The sequence below is a fragment of the Pseudoalteromonas sp. bablab_jr011 genome (assembly GCF_016464045.1).
GTDB classification, from domain to species: Bacteria; Pseudomonadota; Gammaproteobacteria; order Enterobacterales; family Alteromonadaceae; genus Pseudoalteromonas; species Pseudoalteromonas lipolytica.
In genome coordinates this window covers 1-19,042 of the sequence record NZ_JACDWU010000148.1, presented here as the reverse complement: position 1 = coordinate 19,042, position 19,042 = coordinate 1, and the positions used below count along the sequence as shown (strand labels likewise).

Sequence of the window (19,042 nt, the reverse complement as noted above, 5' to 3'; positions counted from 1 at the left end):
CGCTACCTGCGTTAAAAATTTCTGATTTACGACTGCATGGATGCAGGAGGTAGAGCAATGCAGGAGCAATTGCCGAGAACAACTAAATAACTAAATTTTTGCCTTGTTATCAACGCGGTTTTATTGCCTCAAAATAGACCTCTTAATTAAGCGGAATGGTATTATTTGGTTAATTTGTTTTGCAATTGTTGGTTTAGTGATCACAACGTTGAGATGTAAGAAAACCCCTGATTAAGCTAGGCAATTGTAAACAAGTGTGCTTAACTAAATTTATAATTTTCTGTTTATTAAGTAGATACGAGCGTGTGGCGAGTATTTGGGTTGGTAGTGCTGTTGGCAATGTTCCCGTGTTATGCCACGACAATTAAGCTGGCCTATACAATGAAGCATGATAACTTCAATCAACTGTTAAGTGAGCTGGCTGAGCAAACAGAATTAACGGTTGATTCTGTGTTGGTTGACCAAAAAGCGTTAAAAGTACGGCTTGTTCAAGCCAATAGTGCGACAACCACCGATGCCGTAATTTTTCCTGCTGACCATCTGGGTCTGAACAAATACGCTAATTTTAGTGTTATTCCCGAATCACTGATAGCTGAAACAACAGATAAACGCACTTTAGATACAACAAGAGTGAATGGTCAATTACTCGGCATTCCCATTATTCAAGGTAATCATTTACTGCTTTTTTATAACACTCGGTACGTAAAGAAAAAAATAAATGACTGGCAGGATATTATTAAACTAAAACCTATGCTGCCTGAACAGGTGAAACTAATCACTTGGAGTTTTATGGAAATGTATTGGTTTATTCCATTTTTAAGCGCATTTGAAGGCGACCTGATTGTTGATGACAAAGTACAGTTGAATACATCAGCAATGCAATTAGCTTTGCGATATGTATGGGATTTAAATCAGCAAGGTATCGTGGACAGAGAGTGTGATTACAGCTGTTCACATGCCGCATTTCAAAACCAACAGGCTGCATTTATTATAAATGGTGCTTGGTCCCTCAATACTTACAAAGAAGCACTGGGGGAGCAGTTGGCCGTACAACCACTACCAAAACTGAATGGTCACTTCATGCAGCCGTACTACTCAACGTTTGTTTTAGCTTTTCCGAATAATAGTTTACAGGGCCCTAATAAAGACAACTTAATTAAGTTTGCAAAGGCTGTGCAACATGCACCATTTCAGCATTTAATTTGGCAAAAACTTCACGATATCCCAGTGAACACGCAAGTTTTAACGCAGCTTTTAGAGCAAAACGATGATACGTTACTTACCTTGCTTGCTGCTTTGCAACACACCAAACCAATGCCATCATCGGCTGCGATGATAATTGCATGGGAAGTGTTAACAAAAGGCTTTTCTCGTTATGGCAGTGGTGCGCTGACTGCCGAACAAGCAGGTTTATTTATGCAGGGACTCGCAGAGCGCTCAATTGCGAATGAAGAGGTGCAATGAACAGCCCACGGTTTAGCCAAGCATTATTCGCAAGTGTATTATTGCTGGTTATTATTCCGCTTTTGGTGCTGGCAGGCTTGATGATCGGGCGTTTTTATTTAAACTCGATTGAACAAGCTAAAACAAGCTTACAATGGCAGGCAAGAAATAACGCGGCAAGCTTGGAACAACTGATCTTCAAATTAGAAAAAAATAGTCAGTTATTAAGTAGCACAAAAGCGATAGCTGAGCTTCCAGATACCGTGGTGTATTCGCAATTTGCATTGGTTCAATTACAGCAATTTGTAACAGATAACCCACAAATAATTGCATCAATTGTTTTAGATAATCAAGGCTTTATTGTTGAAGGTTACCCAATAACATCGTTAACGCTAAATTACGCACTAACAAAAAGTATTCTTGATAGTGCGCAGATCTCGAACAATCAAAATAGCATTCAAGTAATTAATAAGCCGCAGTTGAATGAATTGCTCTTTCAAACAGAAGCCAAACAAAATGCATTAATAGCAATTACTTCAACGCTGTTACATGAACAAGACTCGTTAAGTGAACCAATCCGAAAAACGGGGTTATTAGTGTCGTTCATTCCGTTATCTGAAGCATTAAAGTGGCTTGCTGTTCACAATGAGCAGCCTACTTACCAATCAGGTAAACAAGTACAAATTACCGTGCAAGATCATGTTTTATACAGTTTAGGGGTCGTAGAAAGCACGGCGTTACTAACAGGAAGTGCGTCGATTAGTAATGTGCTGTTTAATAATGAACGAACAGCATTACACTTTAGAATTAATGAAGCTGAAACTGCATATACCAATGCGGTAAAGGAAACAGCGATAGCTGGAGGCTTGTTAATTATAGGCCTTTCAGTTGTGTCATTGTTTTTGGTTCATTGGTTAACGCAACGTTTGCATAATCCACTTAATCGTATTACTGCACTGAGTCGGGAGTTTGCATGTGGTAATTACAAAAAAATAACCGATGATTTCCATTATCAAGAGTTTAAAGATATAGCTCAGTCACTTAATAGCATGGCAGAAACAATTGATATTCAGATCACTTCTTTACAGCTAGAGAAGGTTAGGGCGGAGCATTCTGAGCAAGTTAAAAGCCAGTTTTTAGCAAATATGAGCCATGAAATTAGAACACCAATGAATGGGATTGTTGGTTTCTTACAGTTGTTGAAAAAAAGCCAATTAAATCCAGAACAAGCTGATTTTGTGAGACAAATTAATAACTGCAGCGATGTGTTACTCACAGTGATTAATGACATACTCGACTTTTCAAAAATTGAAGCAAATAAAATAGAACTCGATACGCGAGAATGTAATTTAATCGCGCTATGCCAAGATCTCATTGTGTTATTTAAACCCAGCTGCGATGCTAAGGGGATTGCTTGCCAACTTAATATTAATCAACTCAAAGCAGTCAACGTCGAATGTGATGAAATTCGCGTTAAGCAAGTGCTCATAAACCTGCTGTCAAACGCGATTAAATTCACAAAAGAAGGGGAAATTACTCTATCAATTAATGTCATTGACAAAGATGCTCACACGACAACAGTTGAATTTACAGTGACTGATACAGGTATTGGTATAGCAGAAGATAAATTAACCGCTTTGTTTAACCCCTTTGTACAAGCGCAAAGTAATATCATGCGTGAATATGGCGGCACAGGTTTAGGGCTTGCCATAAGTAAAGGCTTAGTGGATTTAATGGGCGGCGAAATTACGCTTAAAAGTGAGCTTGGTGAAGGCACTACATTTACTATTATGGTGAGTTTTAAAACCCACTCACACGTGCTTAGCAAAGCAAAAACAAGTCAACTCGACACGGCGATAACGGTCGACTTTTCAAGCATAAAAACACCGTTGTTAGTCGCAGAAGATAACCCAATTAACCAAATTGTTATTACGAAATACTTATCGCAATTAGGTTTGAGCTATGAACTTGCTGAAAATGGCCAAATAGCCTGTGATAAGGCATCAATGAATAACTACGCGTTAATTTTAATGGATATTCAAATGCCTGTGATGGATGGTTTAACGGCCAGTAAAACACTGCTGAAGCAAGAAGGGTTTAATACACCCATTATCGCAGTGAGTGCGAATGCAATGAGAGAAGATATCGAAAAAAGTATGGAAATAGGTATACACGATCACATTGCGAAGCCAATCGATTTCACAGAGCTTGAACGGGCGCTTGCAAAGTGGCTATTTCAGTCAATTTAATGACTGAAATAGCCAAAACAATTAAAATTGACTGTAGTCTTTTTTCTGAATTAGCTCAATTGCATAACCATCAGGGTCTTTAACAAAAGCGATTTCAGTGGTGCCGCCCTTTACTGGGCCTGGCTCACGGCTTACATTACCGCCTGCAGCTTTAATATCTTCGCAGGCTTTATAAATGTCATCAAACTCAATTGCAATGTGGCCATACGCATTGCCTAAGTCGTAGCTGTCAGTATCCCAGTTATAGGTGAGCTCGAGTACGGTAGCGTCTTTTTCTTCACCGTAACCAACAAAAGCAAGTGTGTAACGGTATTCTTCATTATCTGCACGACGCAGTTCTTTCATGCCTAATACTTGCGTGTAAAATTCGATAGATTTGTCTAAATCAGCAACGCGAAGCATTGTGTGTAATAAACGCATTTAAATCCTCTTTAAAATTCACAAATTTTTGATAACGCAGCTACTGCTGCGCTGTTAAAATATCAATAATTCGATTATAAATTATTTCTGCTAGCATCACAGTATCATCGCCATTAGTATTTATAAACTGCACAACGACTGTATCGATATCTTTATAATAACGAGCAATGCTTGAATACCCTAATACCCAACCTGTGTGTTCATACTTATAAAGTGATGCATACAAAATTTGCTCTTGTTGGTTGAAAAAAGTGCCTTTGTTTAAAGCAAGAATAAAGTCGCCTACATCTTGTGCTGTCGCCACATAGCCTTGATCGAGTGCTTTAAAATCATTCTCATAACCCACGTAATAACCACTCATCAAATCTACTAAATTGATTTCATGTACTGATGAAAACGTATGCGTTAGGCCCAATGGCGTTAAAATTTCATCTTTAATAAATTGGTTATGATCATAACCCAGCACAGTAGACATTATTTTTCGCAGTAGCAGGTAATTTGTGTTGGAATAACCATAATCTGTATCTGGATCAAAGTCAGCAGGGGTGTCTAGCACCAAAGCTAGCGGATCGGGGTAGGCGATTGACCAATCAAAGTTATTAGTATCTGTGTAGTTGGGAATGCCACTTCTGTGCTGTACCATCATTCGTAAGGTGATTTTATCTGCGTTTTGAATGCGTCCAACTAACGATGGAAGATAATCAGCCAGTGTTTTATCGATATCAATCAGCCCTGCAGACACAAGCTTTGTTAAAGCTGATGCGTCATACAGCTTACGGATACTCCCAATTTTAAACAACGCAGTCGCATAAGCGGGGATTTTTTGCTCTCGATTATGCCAACCTTGTGCAAAATATTCAGGTTGGTTTCCTTGTTTATGAATATACACAATAATGCCATCAACTCCTTGTTCAATAGCCTCTTGTGTTTGTGCTTGAATGTTGGCGGGAAGTGGCTGAAAGTAATATATGGCAAACTGCCAGGGGGCAAAAATGTATATGCTAGTGAGAGTAACAATAAGAGCTGCAACGCGCATAAGTCTGAGCGCTTTTTTGTTCTTCAATTGTAGCATTGCATTCTCGCTTCGTTTATTTTGTAGTGTGTGGGGCTGTTTTTAATCTACTATTCAGCAATACCGTGAGGCATTGCTGAATAGTGATAAGGTACTTGACGGTATTAATAGTCTTGTTTACTTTTTCACCTTACCTTTAAGAACATAGATCTCGCCATCAAAGCTCCCTTGAATCGTCAGTCCTTGTCCTGCTAATTCTTTTAGATATTCTATATGCTCATCAGTGATATGCTGGCCTGGCACTAAAAGTGGAATACCAGGAGGGTAAGGAGTCACTAATCCGGCACAAATGCGGTTGTTACTCTTACTAATAGGCACAGACTCGCGTTCGCCGTAAAACGCATCGCTTGGAATACATGCTAAGTCTATGGCTGGTAAGTTCTCTGGTAAGCGTGTACGTCTCATTGATGTAGCCAGTTTTACTTTTCCGCTGTCTAGTTTCTTTAATGCATTGTAAAGACGAATGATCTTTGAACGCGTTCCGCCAAGTGTCAGTAAAACCAATATTGTACTGTGCGTGTATTTTTCTATTTCTAGGCCTATTTCATCCAATAGGAATTTATGAATATCCTTTAATGAATAAGGCAATTCGCTAATATCAATAAGAATTTTTAGTGGATCGTGACCCATGTTATCGCCACTAAAATGCGGGAAAATTTCCATAAAATCTTCTTTTCCAAGCACTTTTATATACTTGAGTGACGCCATCTGTTGCTTGAACTCTGCGACATGATTCAACAAGGCATTCAGTAGCTTATAGCCTTCCATCTCTAGTTGTTTTTGGCACACATCAAGCGAGGCAATAAGTTGATACTTAGGTGATGTACTGGCGTAAATACTGTAGATCTCGCGGAAGAAATCGGCGTCGAAATCAGGATCGTTTACGTGAATATAAGACGCCTGAGAAAATGCCGACACGACTTTATGTGCAGAGTGGGTTACATAGTCAGCGCCTGCATGAATGGCAGAGTAGTAGCGTAAACTTGGATGAAAAAGCGAGTACGCAAACCACGCTTCGTCGATAAACACTTTAATCCCATGTTGATGGGCAAACTCAACCACTTGTTTCAAGTCACTAAGAAGGCCATCGTAGGTACAACCGGTGAGAACAAGCAGTTTTGCGTCAGTATTCTGTTCAATCGCTTGCTTAATATCTGCTAATGAGGGGGGCGCGAAGATGCCATATTTAGGGTTTAAAATACTCGACAAATAAATGGGTAAACTAGCTGATTGCAAAATGCCATAATGTACTGATTTATGACAATTGCGATCGATGATCACTTTATCGCCTTTACGCAGCAACGTTTGCAAAATAATTTTATTCGAGGTGGATGAACCGTTGGTGACAAAATAAGTATGCTTAACTTCAAATGTCGCAGCAGCTGACTCTTGTGAGCGGCCAATGGTATTGGTGCTGTCTGACAATGAACCAAGCGAATCAACAGAAACCGACAGGTCGCCAACAAATACATTACGGCCATAAAACTGATAAAAATCTTTGATGTAGGGAGAATTTCTAAAGCTAGAACCACCACTGTGCCCGGGTGTGTGCCATGAATCATTCGCTTCGCCGACATAACGACGGTAGGCTGTCCAAAATGGGGTTTCTGATCTGTCATCAAAGTCGTTGATCATATAACCTAAGATTGCTTCGGGGTCCGAAATTACTTCATCTTTAAAGAAGAAAGATTCAATTTCTTCTGACTCGTTAACGATCTCTAACCCTTTAGTATCGTCGCCAATAACATACACTGGCAGCTCAAGACGGATCCCTTTTAACTGCTCTATAAAGCGACTATAGGTTCGTTCGCTATTGTTCAGTACATCCCAACTGAGTACCACAGCTTGAATATCACCATCTTCTTCTACACATGTTAATGCCTGCTTGAGCTCATTACATTCAATAATATCGATATCAACATCACTCCGCTCAAAATTAGGGATTGTTCGTGCAAGATTCGTTGACAGCTCTTGCAAAGTGGCAGGGTCTTGCTCAATTAACAAGATACGAAGTAAAGGTAACATAGCAATTCTCATAAAAATTTTCACAATACTCAACAGCATAACGAAAGGATGGTGGCTTGTGAAATTAATACTTTGATTATTGTGCTATTAGTTTCGAGTCTTTTGAGATGACAGTTTGTGCATTTTTAATGTTTTTAATTCGAGTACAAGTTGGAATCACTCACAATCATTCGATACTAGTAATACCTTAGCAAGGAGACTGTTTTATGTATTAGCAAACAGAATAGTGAGTTTGAACACATATATTTTATTTTCTGGCGAGATTGCTGTAATTATATACAACTAAACGCAGGCAACTTATATCGCCGCACTTGAGTTAGGAAGGCAGAAAAATATATTTTCCTTAGAGGGGGAGGCTTAATTATACCTAATTCGAAAATTAAGCTTATTAAGAATAGGGAGCAGAAAATGAAGTGGATGTATTATTTGATTTGTGTACTTTTCGTTGGAAATATTGCATCAAATCGTATTTGAGAAGGGGACGGGACCAAAAGGTGTGGTTTTTCATCCTGATGATCGTACTTTGTTTTTGTTTGCTTATGAAAAAAATAAGGTGCTTGTTATTGATATAGTATCTGGCAAAACGTTATTTGAACTGCCCACAGGAAATGGACCCGATGGCATAGGGTATTCACCACAGAGGCGACCCTGAGTGAGCAACACGATAATGCAACTTTTTACATCATTGCCAAGTGTAAACAGAGGGGACTTACACGCTTCTAAGTTTGACTCGTGGGAGGATGACTGCCTAATTGAAAAATGCTCAGCGATAAAGAACGAGTGACAAAAGCACTCCCACTCGATAAAGATAAAAATAAAAGTAAACAACCAAGAGAGTAAAGAATGGCGTATTTTAAAAATTTCAAAACAGTGGTCATATTTACATTAAGCGCGTTGAGTATAAACGTGGCATATGCAGAGGAAGTATCAGCTTCAAACAACAGTAAGAAACTGATACCAGAAGCCACTCAATTTGTTACACAGCACAAAGGCACCTTTAATGGCAAAAAACTGAAATACAAAGTTGTAGCCGGTGAAACTTATTTATTGAACAAAGACGAAGGACCTACCGCCTCTGTCTTTTCATTTGATTACATTGTCGCAGACGACAAAGAAAACAGGCCGGTTACGTTTATATGGAATGGTGGCCCTGGTTCGTCTTCTAATTGGTTACACATGGGCGCTTACGGGCCTAAACGCGTTGTTGTGCCAAGTGACGCAGCGCATCCAGGGGCTGCTCCTTATGAATTAAAAGAAGCGCCAGAAACGATTCTCGATGTGACTGATATGGTGTTTGTTGATCCCGTTGGCACAGGGTACTCTCGCGCATTAGGTGAAACTGAAAGCAAAGCCTTTTGGGGGTTGAATGAAGACACATCCGCCATTGCTGATTTTATCGCGCAGTGGCTGACGAAAGAAAATCGCTGGAATGCGCCAATATTTTTATTAGGAGAAAGCTATGGTACGACTAGAGCGGCAGCTGTTTCTAAAGTGCTCATGGACAAACACCTTATTAATGTAAATGGCATCATTTTTGTGTCCCAAGCTTTGGATTACCAAGGCTCAAGCCCTTATGTAGACGACAACATTATATCTTACATTACTTACATACCAACATTAGCTGCGACAGCTTGGTACCATAAAAAAGTTGATACATCAGGAAGTTTTGAAGCGTTTATTGATGCGAGTCGACAATTTGCCGTTGATGAATTGCTGCCCGCATTATTTAAAGGTAATACCCTTAGCACAGCTGAAAGAGCGCGAATTGTTGAGGGATTACAACGTTATACAGGCCTTAGCAAACAATACATAGAGCGAACTGATTTGCGCATCAACGCGTTTAGATTTGCTAAAGAGTTGTTGCGTGACGAGGGCGTCGCCGTTGGGTTGCTCGATGGACGTTATAAGCTTGATGAAAGAGACGACCTATCCGCTGATCCTACGCAAGATGCGTCGAAAGCCATAGCACCGGCCTACAAAGCAGCACTCATGAAATATATGTACACGGATTTAAACGTACAGTGGAAAAGAAAATACTTAAATCCATCTGACCCTGAATTATCTGATAATTGGCGCTGGCGTACGGCTCCTGATGGACAAAGCTGGGAGCCAAAATACGTGAATACTGCGCCAGATTTATCGTATGCCCTTCGCAGTAATCCACAGATGAAAGTTATGGTTGCCTCTGGATATTACGATATGGTCACACCATTTTTTGATGCTGAATACACCTTAAGCAGACACGGTATAAACGCTGATAAAATTGATTACTACTATTATCACGGTGGTCACATGATGTATATTCACGAACCAGCAAGAGTGTCGCTTTTAAAAGATACGCGAGACTTTATTAAAAAACAGTTGAGCCAAAACCCTTAATAATAGGCCTAGCTAATTGTGTCAAAGCCTGTGTTTGGCACAATTAGCGAATGAACTCAGGATGGAAAATAGCAGTGGTGAGTTTGCAATACCGATAGATTCTCACAATTTAGCGATTATACTGACACATTAGCGACATTATCCGCGCATTCAGCGCGACCACTTTTTAAATTAGCAAAGCAAACTTTATTAGTCTGTTTTTTCTTTAAACTCACACAAGTCTTCGATAATACAGCTGCCGCATTTAGGTTTACGTGCAGTACACACGTAGCGCCCATGAAGTATTAACCAGTGGTGTACATCGACCTTAAATTCTTTAGGTACGACTTTTTCTAGTTTTTGCTCAACTGCAACGACGTCTTTACCCATGGCAAACTTAGTGCGGTTAGAAACACGGAAAATATGCGTGTCTACGGCAATGGTAGGCCAGCCAAAAGCGGTATTTAAAACAACGTTAGCCGTTTTTCTACCCACGCCCGGTAGGGCTTCAAGGGCTTCGCGGTTTTCTGGTACTTCAGCGTTGTGTTTATTGACCAGAATTTCACACATTTTATAAACGTTATTGGCTTTAGAATTAAACAAACCAATTGTTTTTATGTAATCACGCAGGCCTTCAAGACCTAAATCAAGAATAGCTTGGGGCGTGTTTGCGACAGGAAAAAGCTTACGGGTCGCTTTATTTACACCAACATCCGTTGCTTGAGCTGATAGGGTAACCGCAACCAACAACTCGAAAGGGCTTGAGTATTCAAGCTCAGTTTCTGGGTGAGGGTTTTCTGCGCGGAGGCGAGACAGGATCTCGTAGCGTTTTTCTTTATTCATGGTGAGTGTTAAGCACGCAGTGACGGTGCGTGCTCTCCTTTAAGTTAAACTCGTTACTCGGGCTCGAGGGCCTTTTTCTACTTCTGGAGTAACAACTTGCTTAGATTTTATTTGTGTATCAATCACATTCTTTGCCGCAATCAATAATCCAAGCCCTAAAAAAGCGCCAGGAGGTAAAATTGCTAATAAGAACTGATTGTCAAAGCTAAAGACTTCAATGCGCAGTACTTCTGCCCATGGTCCAAGTAATAAGTCGGCACCATCAAACAGCGTGCCTTGACCTATTAATTCTCGAATAGCGCCAAGCACAACAAGCACCAACATAAAGCCAAGTCCCATCATTAAGCCATCGAATGCAGAAAGAGGCACGGTATTTTTAGAGGCAAATGCCTCTGCTCGGCCAATAATTGCGCAGTTGGTGACAATCAGTGGAATAAAAATACCTAATGATTGATACAGACCAAATGTGTAGGCGTTCATAAGCAGCTGAACGATGGTAACAAACCCTGCAATGATCATCACGAAAACGGGAATACGTATATCTTTCGGCACCCAGTTACGCACAATAGAGACAGTGATGTTTGAACCAACCAATACCAGTAAGGTTGCTAAACCAAGGCCTAACGCATTTGTAATGGTTGATGTTACGGCCAGCAGAGGACACAAGCCCAGTAATTGCACGAGGGCGGGGTTGTTTGCCCACATACCCTCTTTAAATAAGGTTTTGATTTCGCTCATTACTGTGCTCCTTGGCATGAATTTGGCGCAGCAAATAGGTTATCAAACTCAGCTTTTGCGAACAGCACCGCATTTTTGACTGAGCCAACGACCGCTCGAGGGGTAATTGTTGCCCCAGTAAACTGATCAAACTGACCGCCATCTTTTTTAACGGCCCAACGTGTGTCATCGTCACCTAGCACATTTTGGCCTTTAAAGAGGGTGATCCAATCCGATTTTTTTATTTCGACTTTATCGCCGAGACCGGGCGTTTCTTCGTGCTTTGTGACACGCACGCCAGCAATGTCGCCATTAGCAAATACGGCTGTTAGTAAGTTGATATCGCCGCTGTAGCCACTAGGTGTGACATGGCGCATCACTAAAGCATAGGGTTCGTTATTTTTGTAAGCACGGTAAATAACCTGTTCAGGACGAGGTCCTAAACGTTCATCTGTAATGATCACACAATCTTTATATAGTTGATTGTCATAGTGATGGGCATCAAGCACTTGCTGTAATTGCTCTGCAAGTTGCTTTTTTTCTTGCTCGCTTATACGCTCAGCCGTCAGGCTATGTGTCAGTGCAACAGCCCCCGTGGTAAGCAGTGCAAAAGCAGTAAGAATGCCACCATTTTTAGTCATTGAGGAAAGGATCATTATTTCACTCCATGGCCGTAAGTACGTGGTTGTGTATAGTAATCAATTAACGGCACAGCCATATTTAATAACAAAACACTAAATGCCACCGCGTCAGGATAACCACCAAAGGTACGAATTAAGTAAACAAGTAAACCAATTAAGGCACCGTAAATTAAGCGGCCCTTATTGGTGGTTGATGCCGAAACAGGATCAGTCGCGATAAAAAATGCGCCTAACATGGTTGCACCACTGAATAGATGAAATACCACGCCTGGCTCTGTGCCTGGCGCTGCAATATAACCAATACCACTGCACAGTATGAGAGATGCTAAAAAGCCGACAGGAATATGCCAGTTTATTATCTTTGCTTTTAATAAGTATAAACCACCTAATAAGAAACCAAAGTTTACCCAGCCCCAGCCAAGTCCAAACCAATCATTAAACAGTGGTTTGCTCATACTTTCTGACACTGTTAGGTGGTGAGCCACATCGGTTTTAACCGTATCTAAAGGGGTTGCCATTGTTGTGCCATCAATTGCAACACGCAGCTGATCAACACTAAATCCAGCAGAGGTAAAGCCGTTAAAAATAACGGATAGTTGTTGTGTAAAGCTAATTGGATTTGCGAGCAGTTCGTTTACTGGCAGCCAGCTTGTCATTTGCACAGGAAATGACACAAGCAATAATACATATGCCGCCATTGCAGGGTTAAACAAGTTAAAACCAAGCCCGCCATAAAGTTGTTTAACAATGACAATAGCAAATAGGCAACCAATTACGATAATCCACCATGGGGCAAGAGGTGGGATACTAAGCGCCAATAGCACAGCTGTAAGCCAAGCACTACCATCACTTAATGTTGGCCATACTTTGCGTTTACGAAGTAACAGAACAGCCGCTTCACAGGCACTGACAGTCAGTAATGCGAGCACAAGCTGAATTAATACCGCAGTGCCAAAAAAGTAAACTTGGGCTATTAAACCTGGAATACACGCAGCAATCACGGTGATCATTAAACGGCTTAATGATTTGGTACTATGATTATGCGGCGAACTGGCCATGGTTAGTTTCATGACTTATCGGTTCCTTCTTGTTGTAACTTTTTAGCTTTAGCGCGAGCAATTGCACGTGCAATCGCCGCTTTCTTTTTGTCTTCGCTTGATTCAGGCGTGTTATCTATTTGCTGTGCTTCAGATTCATCTGTACTTGAATCATCAGAGTGAGCGTCAGTTCCGTGGGTGTCTGCGCTTTCGCTTTCGTTTTTTGCTTGTTGCTCAGCGTGCTCTTTCGCTGCTTTTTTCGCTTTTGCACGGGCAACTGCCGCTGCTACGGCCGCTTTTTTATCATCAACGGCTGCAGGCTCTGCATCGGTTGCGTTCTCAGTTTCAGCGTGCTCTTTCGCTGCTTTTTTCGCTTTTGCACGGGCAACTGCCGCTGCTACGGCCGCTTTTTTATCGTCAACGGCTGCAGGCTCTGCATCGGTTGCGTTCTCAGCTTCAGTGGCTTGCGCTGCTTTTTTCGCTTTAGCACGGGCAATCGCCGCCGCTACGGCCGCTTTTTTATCGTCAACGGCTGCAGGCTCTGCATCGGTTGCGTTATCAGCTTCAGTGGCTTTCGCTGCTTTTTTCGCTTTAGCACGGGCAATCGCCGCTGCAACAGCCGCTTTTTTATCGTCAACGGCTGCAGGCTTTGCATCGGTTGCGTTCTCAGCTTCTGTGGCTTGCGCTGCTTTTTTCGCTTTAGCACGGGCAATCGCCGCCGCTACGGCCGCTTTTTTATCGTCAACGGCTGCAGGATCTGCATTTGTTGCGTTATCAGCTTCAGTGGCTTGCGCTGCTTTTTTCGCTTTAGCACGGGCAATCGCCGCCGCTACGGCCGCTTTATTATCGTCAACGGCTGCAGGCTCTGCATTGGTTGCGTTATCAGCTTCTGTGGCTTGTGCTGCTTTTTTCGCTTTAGCACGGGCAATAGCCGCTGCAACAGCTGACTTCTTATCGTCTTTATTGACGGTTTCTTCACTTTGCTCTAGCGCTTTTTGCTCTTTGTACTTACGCGCTTGTTCTTTTCGTGCAGCACGTTCTTTAGCTACTTCAGAATTATCTGGTTCCAGTTCTGCACCTTGTTTTTTCGCTTTGGCACGAGCAATTGCGGCTGCAACAGCTGATTTACTGTCTTTATCGTCAGATTTTGGTTTAACACGGGCGAGGGCATCGGCCACTTTTTGTTTTTCATCGCTCGACTTCGTCGCGGGCTTGCGTTTATGACGGTTTTGTCGCTCTTCTTGCTCGCGCTCTAAACGCTCTTTGCGTGCTTCAAAGCGCTCTCTGGCGCGCTCAGCTTTTATTTGTTCTGCTTGTTGCTCTTTGATTTCGGCTTTAGCAACTCGGTAGTATTGCACAAGTGGAATTTCACTCGGGCAGACATAGGCGCAAGCTCCACATTCGATGCAATCGAATAGGTTATGCTCATTTAACTTGTCGTATTCTTTTGACTTAGCAAACCACTGCAGCTGTTGGGGTAATAGCGAAGCAGGGCAGGCATCAGCACAGGCACTACAACGAATACAGGCTTTTTCGTCTCCTGGTTCAGCCAGCTCTTGATGATCAGGGGCTAAAATACAGTTTGTGGTTTTTACAATGCCGATTCTTACCGTTGGTAAGGTAAAGCCCATCATAGGGCCGCCCATGACAACTCGTTGTTGTGGCACCGGTGAAAAGCCTTGGCAATCTAGTAAGTGTTTTATTTCAGTGCCAAGTAACGCCCATACATTTCCTTGTTTATGGATTGTATTGCCAGTCACTGTGACCACGCGTTCAATTAATGGCTTGCCTTCATAAACCGCTTGGTTAATTGCAAACAAGGTGCCTACATTGTGCACTAACATACCAATGTCAGCAGGAATATTGCCGCTAGGTACTTCTTTGCCTGTTAGCAATTTTATCAATTGTTTTTCACCGCCAGAAGGATAAACAGTAGGGACAGTTTGAACAATGATAGACTCATTATGTTTTGCTGCTTGTTGCATTGCTGCAATAGCTTCTGGCTTATTATCTTCAATACCTATGATTGTCAGTGTTGGGTTGAGCAAGTGCTGCATTAACTCAATACCGGCGATAATTCCGTGTGCATGTTCGCGCATTAACATGTCGTCTGCAGTGATGTATGGCTCACACTCAACGGCATTTACAATTAAAAATTCAATGCTTTTTCGCGTATCAGCTTTTACGTAAGTGGGAAAACCAGCTCCCCCCATCCCTGCAATACCTGATTGATGAATAATATCGACTAGCTCATCATGTGAGAGTGCTTTAGGGTCATCAACAGGGTTTAGTTCACACCATGTATCTTTGCCATCTGGTTCAATAATGACGCTGAGCTCAGGCAACGCTGATGGATGCGCAGATGGCATCGGGCAGATATCAGTGATCACACCAGAAGTAGGCGCATGTACAGGCACTGACCAGTTACCGCTAGGTTTCGTTAACGCTTGACCTTTAAGAACTGATTGGCCTTTTACTACGATTAATTTGCCGTTGGCACCAATATGTTGTTTTAGTGACACAACTAATTTATCTGGCAGCTCTAGTCGCTCAATTGCACGTGATGTTGATTGTTGCTTTTGTCCAGGTGGATGAATCCCCCCTGCGAATGGCCAGACTTTACCTTGTTTGATTTGTTCTATTAACGTTTCCATCTGCGCTCCTAATCTACCTGAGTCACAGGGATTGCATTTAATTGCCATTTCCAAGTTTGTTTGGTTTCTTTTACAGGCAGCATATCAATACAGTCAACTGGGCAAGGTTCAACACATAAATCACAGCCAGTGCATTCGTCAATGAGTACGGTATGCATTTGACGGGTCGCACCAACAATGGCATCAACAGGGCAGGCTTGGATACATTTAGTACAGCCAATACATTCGTCTTCTCGAATGTATGCAACGGTTTTTACTGGCTCTGCTTGTTCGCCGCCAGCAAGAGGTTTTGCTTCAACCCCCATTAAATCTGCCAGTTTTTTTACCGTGGCTTCGCCGCCCGGCGGGCATTTATTTATTTCGTCACCATTCGCTATCGCCTCTGCGTAAGGGCGACAACCAGGGTAGCCACATTGTCCACATTGAGTTTGTGGCAATATGGTGTCAATTTGATCAACGATAGGGTTGCTTTCTACCCGAAAACGTACGGCAGCAAATCCTAAAATCAAACCAAATATTAGCGCTAATGAACCTAGCGCAATTAAGGCATAAAACAAGGTCATATTAAAACTTCACTAATCCTGTAAAACCCATAAAGGCCATCGACATCAGACCTGCGGTGATCATCGCAATCGATGCACCTTTAAATGGTGAAGGAACGTCTGCAACAGCTAAACGTTCGCGTAATGCGGCAAAAAGAATTAACACCATTGAAAAACCAACTGCTGCGCCAAAACCATACACGGCTGATTGTAAGAATGAATGGTCTTCTTTGATATTAAGAAGGGCAACACCTAACACTGCACAGTTTGTTGTGATCAGGGGCAAGAATATACCGAGCAAACGATACAAAGTTGGACTGGTTTTTCTAACAACCATCTCAGTAAATTGCACAACGACAGCAATCACCAAAATAAAGCTCATGGTGCGTAAAAATGCGATATCGAGTGGAATCAAAATATAGTGATTCACCAGATAGCTGGTAACAGAGGCGAGTGTTAGCACAAAGGTTGTCGCTAAAGACATACCAATAGCAGTGTCGAGTTTACCTGATACACCCATAAACGGGCATAAACCTAAAAACTGAACTAAAACGAAGTTGTTGACTAGTACGGTACCAATCAGTAACAAGACATACTCTGTCATGCGTGCCTCACGAGAATAAAAACAACGTCATTATCCTTTTTTCTGGAGGCTGACACAACACATGCGAGGCGATTAGCTTAAATTAACAAAGCTGTTTGTATTTGAAGTGTTAAAGTTACGTTAAAGACCTGATAAACAGTCGGTTTATTAGGTCTTATTGGCGTAGATCTTAGATGTCTTTTGGTTTTTCTATGTAATAACCCTGCACGCCATCTAAGCAAAGGGTTTCGATAATGTGTTTCTCTTCCTGGCTCTCTACACCTTCGGCAAAAACATTAACCCCAATCCGGTGAGCAAGATCTACCATCAAGCGCATAAAATATTGATTGTTTTTATCATCTTCAAGGCCGCGGGTATAGCTTGCATCCATTTTAATAAAGTCAGGCTTCAAGTCTCTGAAGAATTTAAATGAAGTTAAGCCTACACCAAAGCGTTCAACAGTCACACGCGCACCGACACGATGAACCATATCAATAAAACGCTTACTTGCTTTTATATTTTGCTGAAGACCAAATTCGCTGACTTCAAAAATTAATTTAGTGGCAATATTGTTATCTTTTAACAAACGGCGTTCTAACCAAATAAGAAACTGATCATTATGCGCACTGGATGCTGTGACATTTATACCAAAAAACTTTTGTGAGAAGTTGCGTGTCTTCACTTTTTCAAGGGTGGTGTCGATTATTAATCGATCAATTTCCATTGCCATACCGAGTTTTTCGGCCATCGCTAAAAAAGACGCCGTAGGAAGCATTTGATTTTCGGCTGTTTTAAAGCGCACTTGAATTTCGGCATAGGCTTTGATGCTTTTACCAATTGGCATGATATTTTGCATAACTAAGTGAACACGCTTTGACTCGATCACTTCGTTTATCACTTTGCGCCAGTTTTGATTACCAAAGCCAGCACTCACATTGTTTACTAAATCTGTTTCGCGTTGAACATGCCATGCATTTGCTTGCTTAGATTGTGCCATGCTCATAGCGTTATCAACAATCGACAGTAGTTCGCCTAAAGGTTTGCCTTTTTCGTACCCAACTATGCCTGTATTTGCTACTGAACTTAATTCTTGGTTCTGCTGATACTGCGTAAAACGCGATTGTAAGTTATCACCGAATCGTTCAGCTTCTTTTAGGGGAGTATTAGGTAAAATAACAGCAAAGTCTGAACTGTTTACCCGAAATACTTGGCTATTGGTGTAAGTACCACTGATATGTTTAATAATATCGGCAACACCTTTTACGTATTCATCGCCTTTTTGATAACCGCGAGTTTGGTTTATTGCTTGTAGCTCACTACAACGCACCATAGCTAAAGAGCCAAAGGTGCTTTTATCGGCATTTTCGATGTTTTTCTCGTAGTATTCGACGAACATATTACGATTACCAAGATTTGTAATGACATCTTTATACGCTTCTTGCTTAATGCTCATTGCATTGTTTTCAATATCATCATGCTTGGTTTGTAAAAAGTGCGAAAGACGATTGAAAGTAGGTATTAAATCTTTACTAAGCTTTTTCAAGCGTGTTGTGTCCATTGCTTGTTCAAGATCGCCATTAACCTGATTTTGATTGATATAGATATCGATGATATCTGCAATGGTGGTGCTCACTTTTCGGTTTAAGCGTCTGAACATGCTTTGCATATATATAATAGGCAACAAAGCAATTAAGCCTGAGACTAAAATGACAATAAACATGGACTGTTGTAGCAGGTTTGCCAGATTGTTTGCGTTGATTGTGAATTCAACTTTTATGTCAGAAGCTTGGTTAACAGCAAATTGTGGGCGAATCGAATTAAAGCTCGTATTTACAATATCTGCAAAGAGGGGCAGGGGCTGTGGCGATTCAACCATGGTAACGAGGTTACCTGCTTGATCTCGTATTATAAATTTAGAGAAAGTAGTGCCGTCGGCAAGCGCTTTTTGTATTTTTTCAGGCGCAAGCTCGTCCATCGTTAAACTATTTATGTAAGTATTCACTACGAATTGCGCTTTTTTCTGAGCATCGCTAACTGCGTTGTCAAACCCCAGTGCAATAAAATACCCACCGAGCAATGCAAATAGTAGCCAAGAAATAAGTTGAACAAATATTAGTTTTTTAAAGCCTGCCATGTTTTTTATCTTATAAAAGCCTAAAAGGAAGAATCAATTCCCTGATTGATTGCTTTAAGTACAGTGAATTCTATTTAAATAGCAAAAAAGAAATAACTCAGGATAGATTAGAATATATAAGGCAGAAAGTCTAATAGATTCGCAGAATGTGAAAGATGATAAAAGTCTAATATATTCTGGAAGTTGGCTCCCCCTCCCCGACTCGAACGGGGGACCTGCGGATTAACAGTCCGTCGCTCTAACCAACTGAGCTAAGGGGGAACAATAGAGTAGTGTGCTTTATGATTTGGCTCCCCCTCCCCGACTCGAACGGGGGACCTGCGG

At 41.5% G+C, this 19,042-nt stretch carries 14 protein-coding genes and 1 tRNA gene; 3 read left to right on the top strand and 12 right to left on the bottom strand.

The genetic code is table 11. From position 1 onward, the window contains the following. Positions 1–303 precede the first annotated feature (303 nt). Positions 304–1,464, top strand: coding sequence for an extracellular solute-binding protein (locus JIG41_RS06905; protein WP_199524472.1), 1,161 nt, complete (start codon positions 304–306; stop codon positions 1,462–1,464). Then, a complete protein-coding gene (locus JIG41_RS06900) occupies positions 1,461–3,692 on the top strand; it encodes an ATP-binding protein (protein ID WP_182396255.1) in 2,232 nt (743 codons plus the stop codon). The genes JIG41_RS06905 and JIG41_RS06900 overlap by 4 nt, the downstream gene beginning before the upstream one ends. Positions 3,693–3,713: 21 nt before the next feature. Here the strand turns inward: JIG41_RS06900 and gloA are convergent, their stop codons facing one another. The 3 genes from gloA to JIG41_RS06885 form a co-directional block, all read right to left on the bottom strand. Beyond that, a complete protein-coding gene (gloA, locus tag JIG41_RS06895; RefSeq protein ID WP_036969520.1) occupies positions 3,714–4,112 on the bottom strand; it encodes a lactoylglutathione lyase in 399 nt (132 codons plus the stop codon). Between the two features lie 40 nt (positions 4,113–4,152). Beyond that, on the bottom strand, positions 4,153–5,184 hold the full coding sequence (locus JIG41_RS06890) for a serine hydrolase (RefSeq protein ID WP_182396256.1): 1,032 nt from the start codon (positions 5,182–5,184) through the stop codon (positions 4,153–4,155). Positions 5,185–5,301: 117 nt separating this feature from the next. Then, complete coding sequence (locus JIG41_RS06885; protein WP_065978844.1) at positions 5,302–7,209, bottom strand: aminotransferase class I/II-fold pyridoxal phosphate-dependent enzyme; 1,908 nt, start codon at positions 7,207–7,209, stop codon at positions 5,302–5,304. A gap of 843 nt (positions 7,210–8,052) precedes the next feature. On the opposite strand from JIG41_RS06885, the gene JIG41_RS06880 reads away from it, so the two are divergent. Further along, on the top strand, positions 8,053–9,588 hold the full coding sequence (locus tag JIG41_RS06880; RefSeq protein ID WP_180311478.1) for a S10 family peptidase: 1,536 nt from the start codon (positions 8,053–8,055) through the stop codon (positions 9,586–9,588). 189 nt (positions 9,589–9,777) lie between these two features. Here JIG41_RS06880 and nth read toward each other — a convergent pair whose 3' ends face one another. The 9 genes from nth to JIG41_RS06835 form a co-directional block, all read right to left on the bottom strand. Further along, positions 9,778–10,410 carry an endonuclease III gene (gene nth, locus JIG41_RS06875; protein WP_065978838.1) on the bottom strand — a complete coding sequence of 211 codons (633 nt, stop codon included), beginning with the start codon at positions 10,408–10,410 and terminating at the stop codon, positions 9,778–9,780. 39 nt (positions 10,411–10,449) lie between these two features. After that, positions 10,450–11,148 carry an electron transport complex subunit E gene (locus tag JIG41_RS06870; protein WP_036969507.1) on the bottom strand — a complete coding sequence of 233 codons (699 nt, stop codon included), beginning with the start codon at positions 11,146–11,148 and terminating at the stop codon, positions 10,450–10,452. Then, on the bottom strand, positions 11,148–11,783 hold the full coding sequence (gene rsxG, locus JIG41_RS06865; protein WP_199524471.1) for an electron transport complex subunit RsxG: 636 nt from the start codon (positions 11,781–11,783) through the stop codon (positions 11,148–11,150). Before rsxG ends, JIG41_RS06870 begins: the two co-directional genes overlap by 1 nt. Further along, positions 11,783–12,838 (bottom strand): electron transport complex subunit RsxD, encoded by a 1,056-nt coding sequence (rsxD, locus tag JIG41_RS06860; RefSeq protein ID WP_036969501.1) that lies wholly within the window; start codon positions 12,836–12,838, stop codon positions 11,783–11,785. The genes rsxG and rsxD overlap by 1 nt, the downstream gene beginning before the upstream one ends. Then, positions 12,835–15,459: an electron transport complex subunit RsxC gene (rsxC, locus tag JIG41_RS06855; protein ID WP_199524470.1), complete on the bottom strand. Its 2,625-nt coding sequence runs from the start codon at positions 15,457–15,459 to the stop codon at positions 12,835–12,837. Before rsxC ends, rsxD begins: the two co-directional genes overlap by 4 nt. A gap of 8 nt (positions 15,460–15,467) precedes the next feature. Then, entirely contained in the window at positions 15,468–16,022 is a 555-nt protein-coding gene (rsxB, locus tag JIG41_RS06850) for an electron transport complex subunit RsxB (RefSeq protein WP_036969496.1), read from the bottom strand. 1 nt (position 16,023) lies between these two features. Continuing rightward, on the bottom strand, positions 16,024–16,605 hold the full coding sequence (rsxA, locus tag JIG41_RS06845) for an electron transport complex subunit RsxA (RefSeq protein ID WP_036969494.1): 582 nt from the start codon (positions 16,603–16,605) through the stop codon (positions 16,024–16,026). Between the two features lie 169 nt (positions 16,606–16,774). Further along, a complete protein-coding gene (locus tag JIG41_RS06840; RefSeq protein ID WP_036969491.1) occupies positions 16,775–18,718 on the bottom strand; it encodes an EAL domain-containing protein in 1,944 nt (647 codons plus the stop codon). Positions 18,719–18,902: 184 nt separating this feature from the next. Then, positions 18,903–18,979, bottom strand: a tRNA-Asn gene (locus JIG41_RS06835). Between the last annotated feature and the right edge of the window lie 63 nt (positions 18,980–19,042).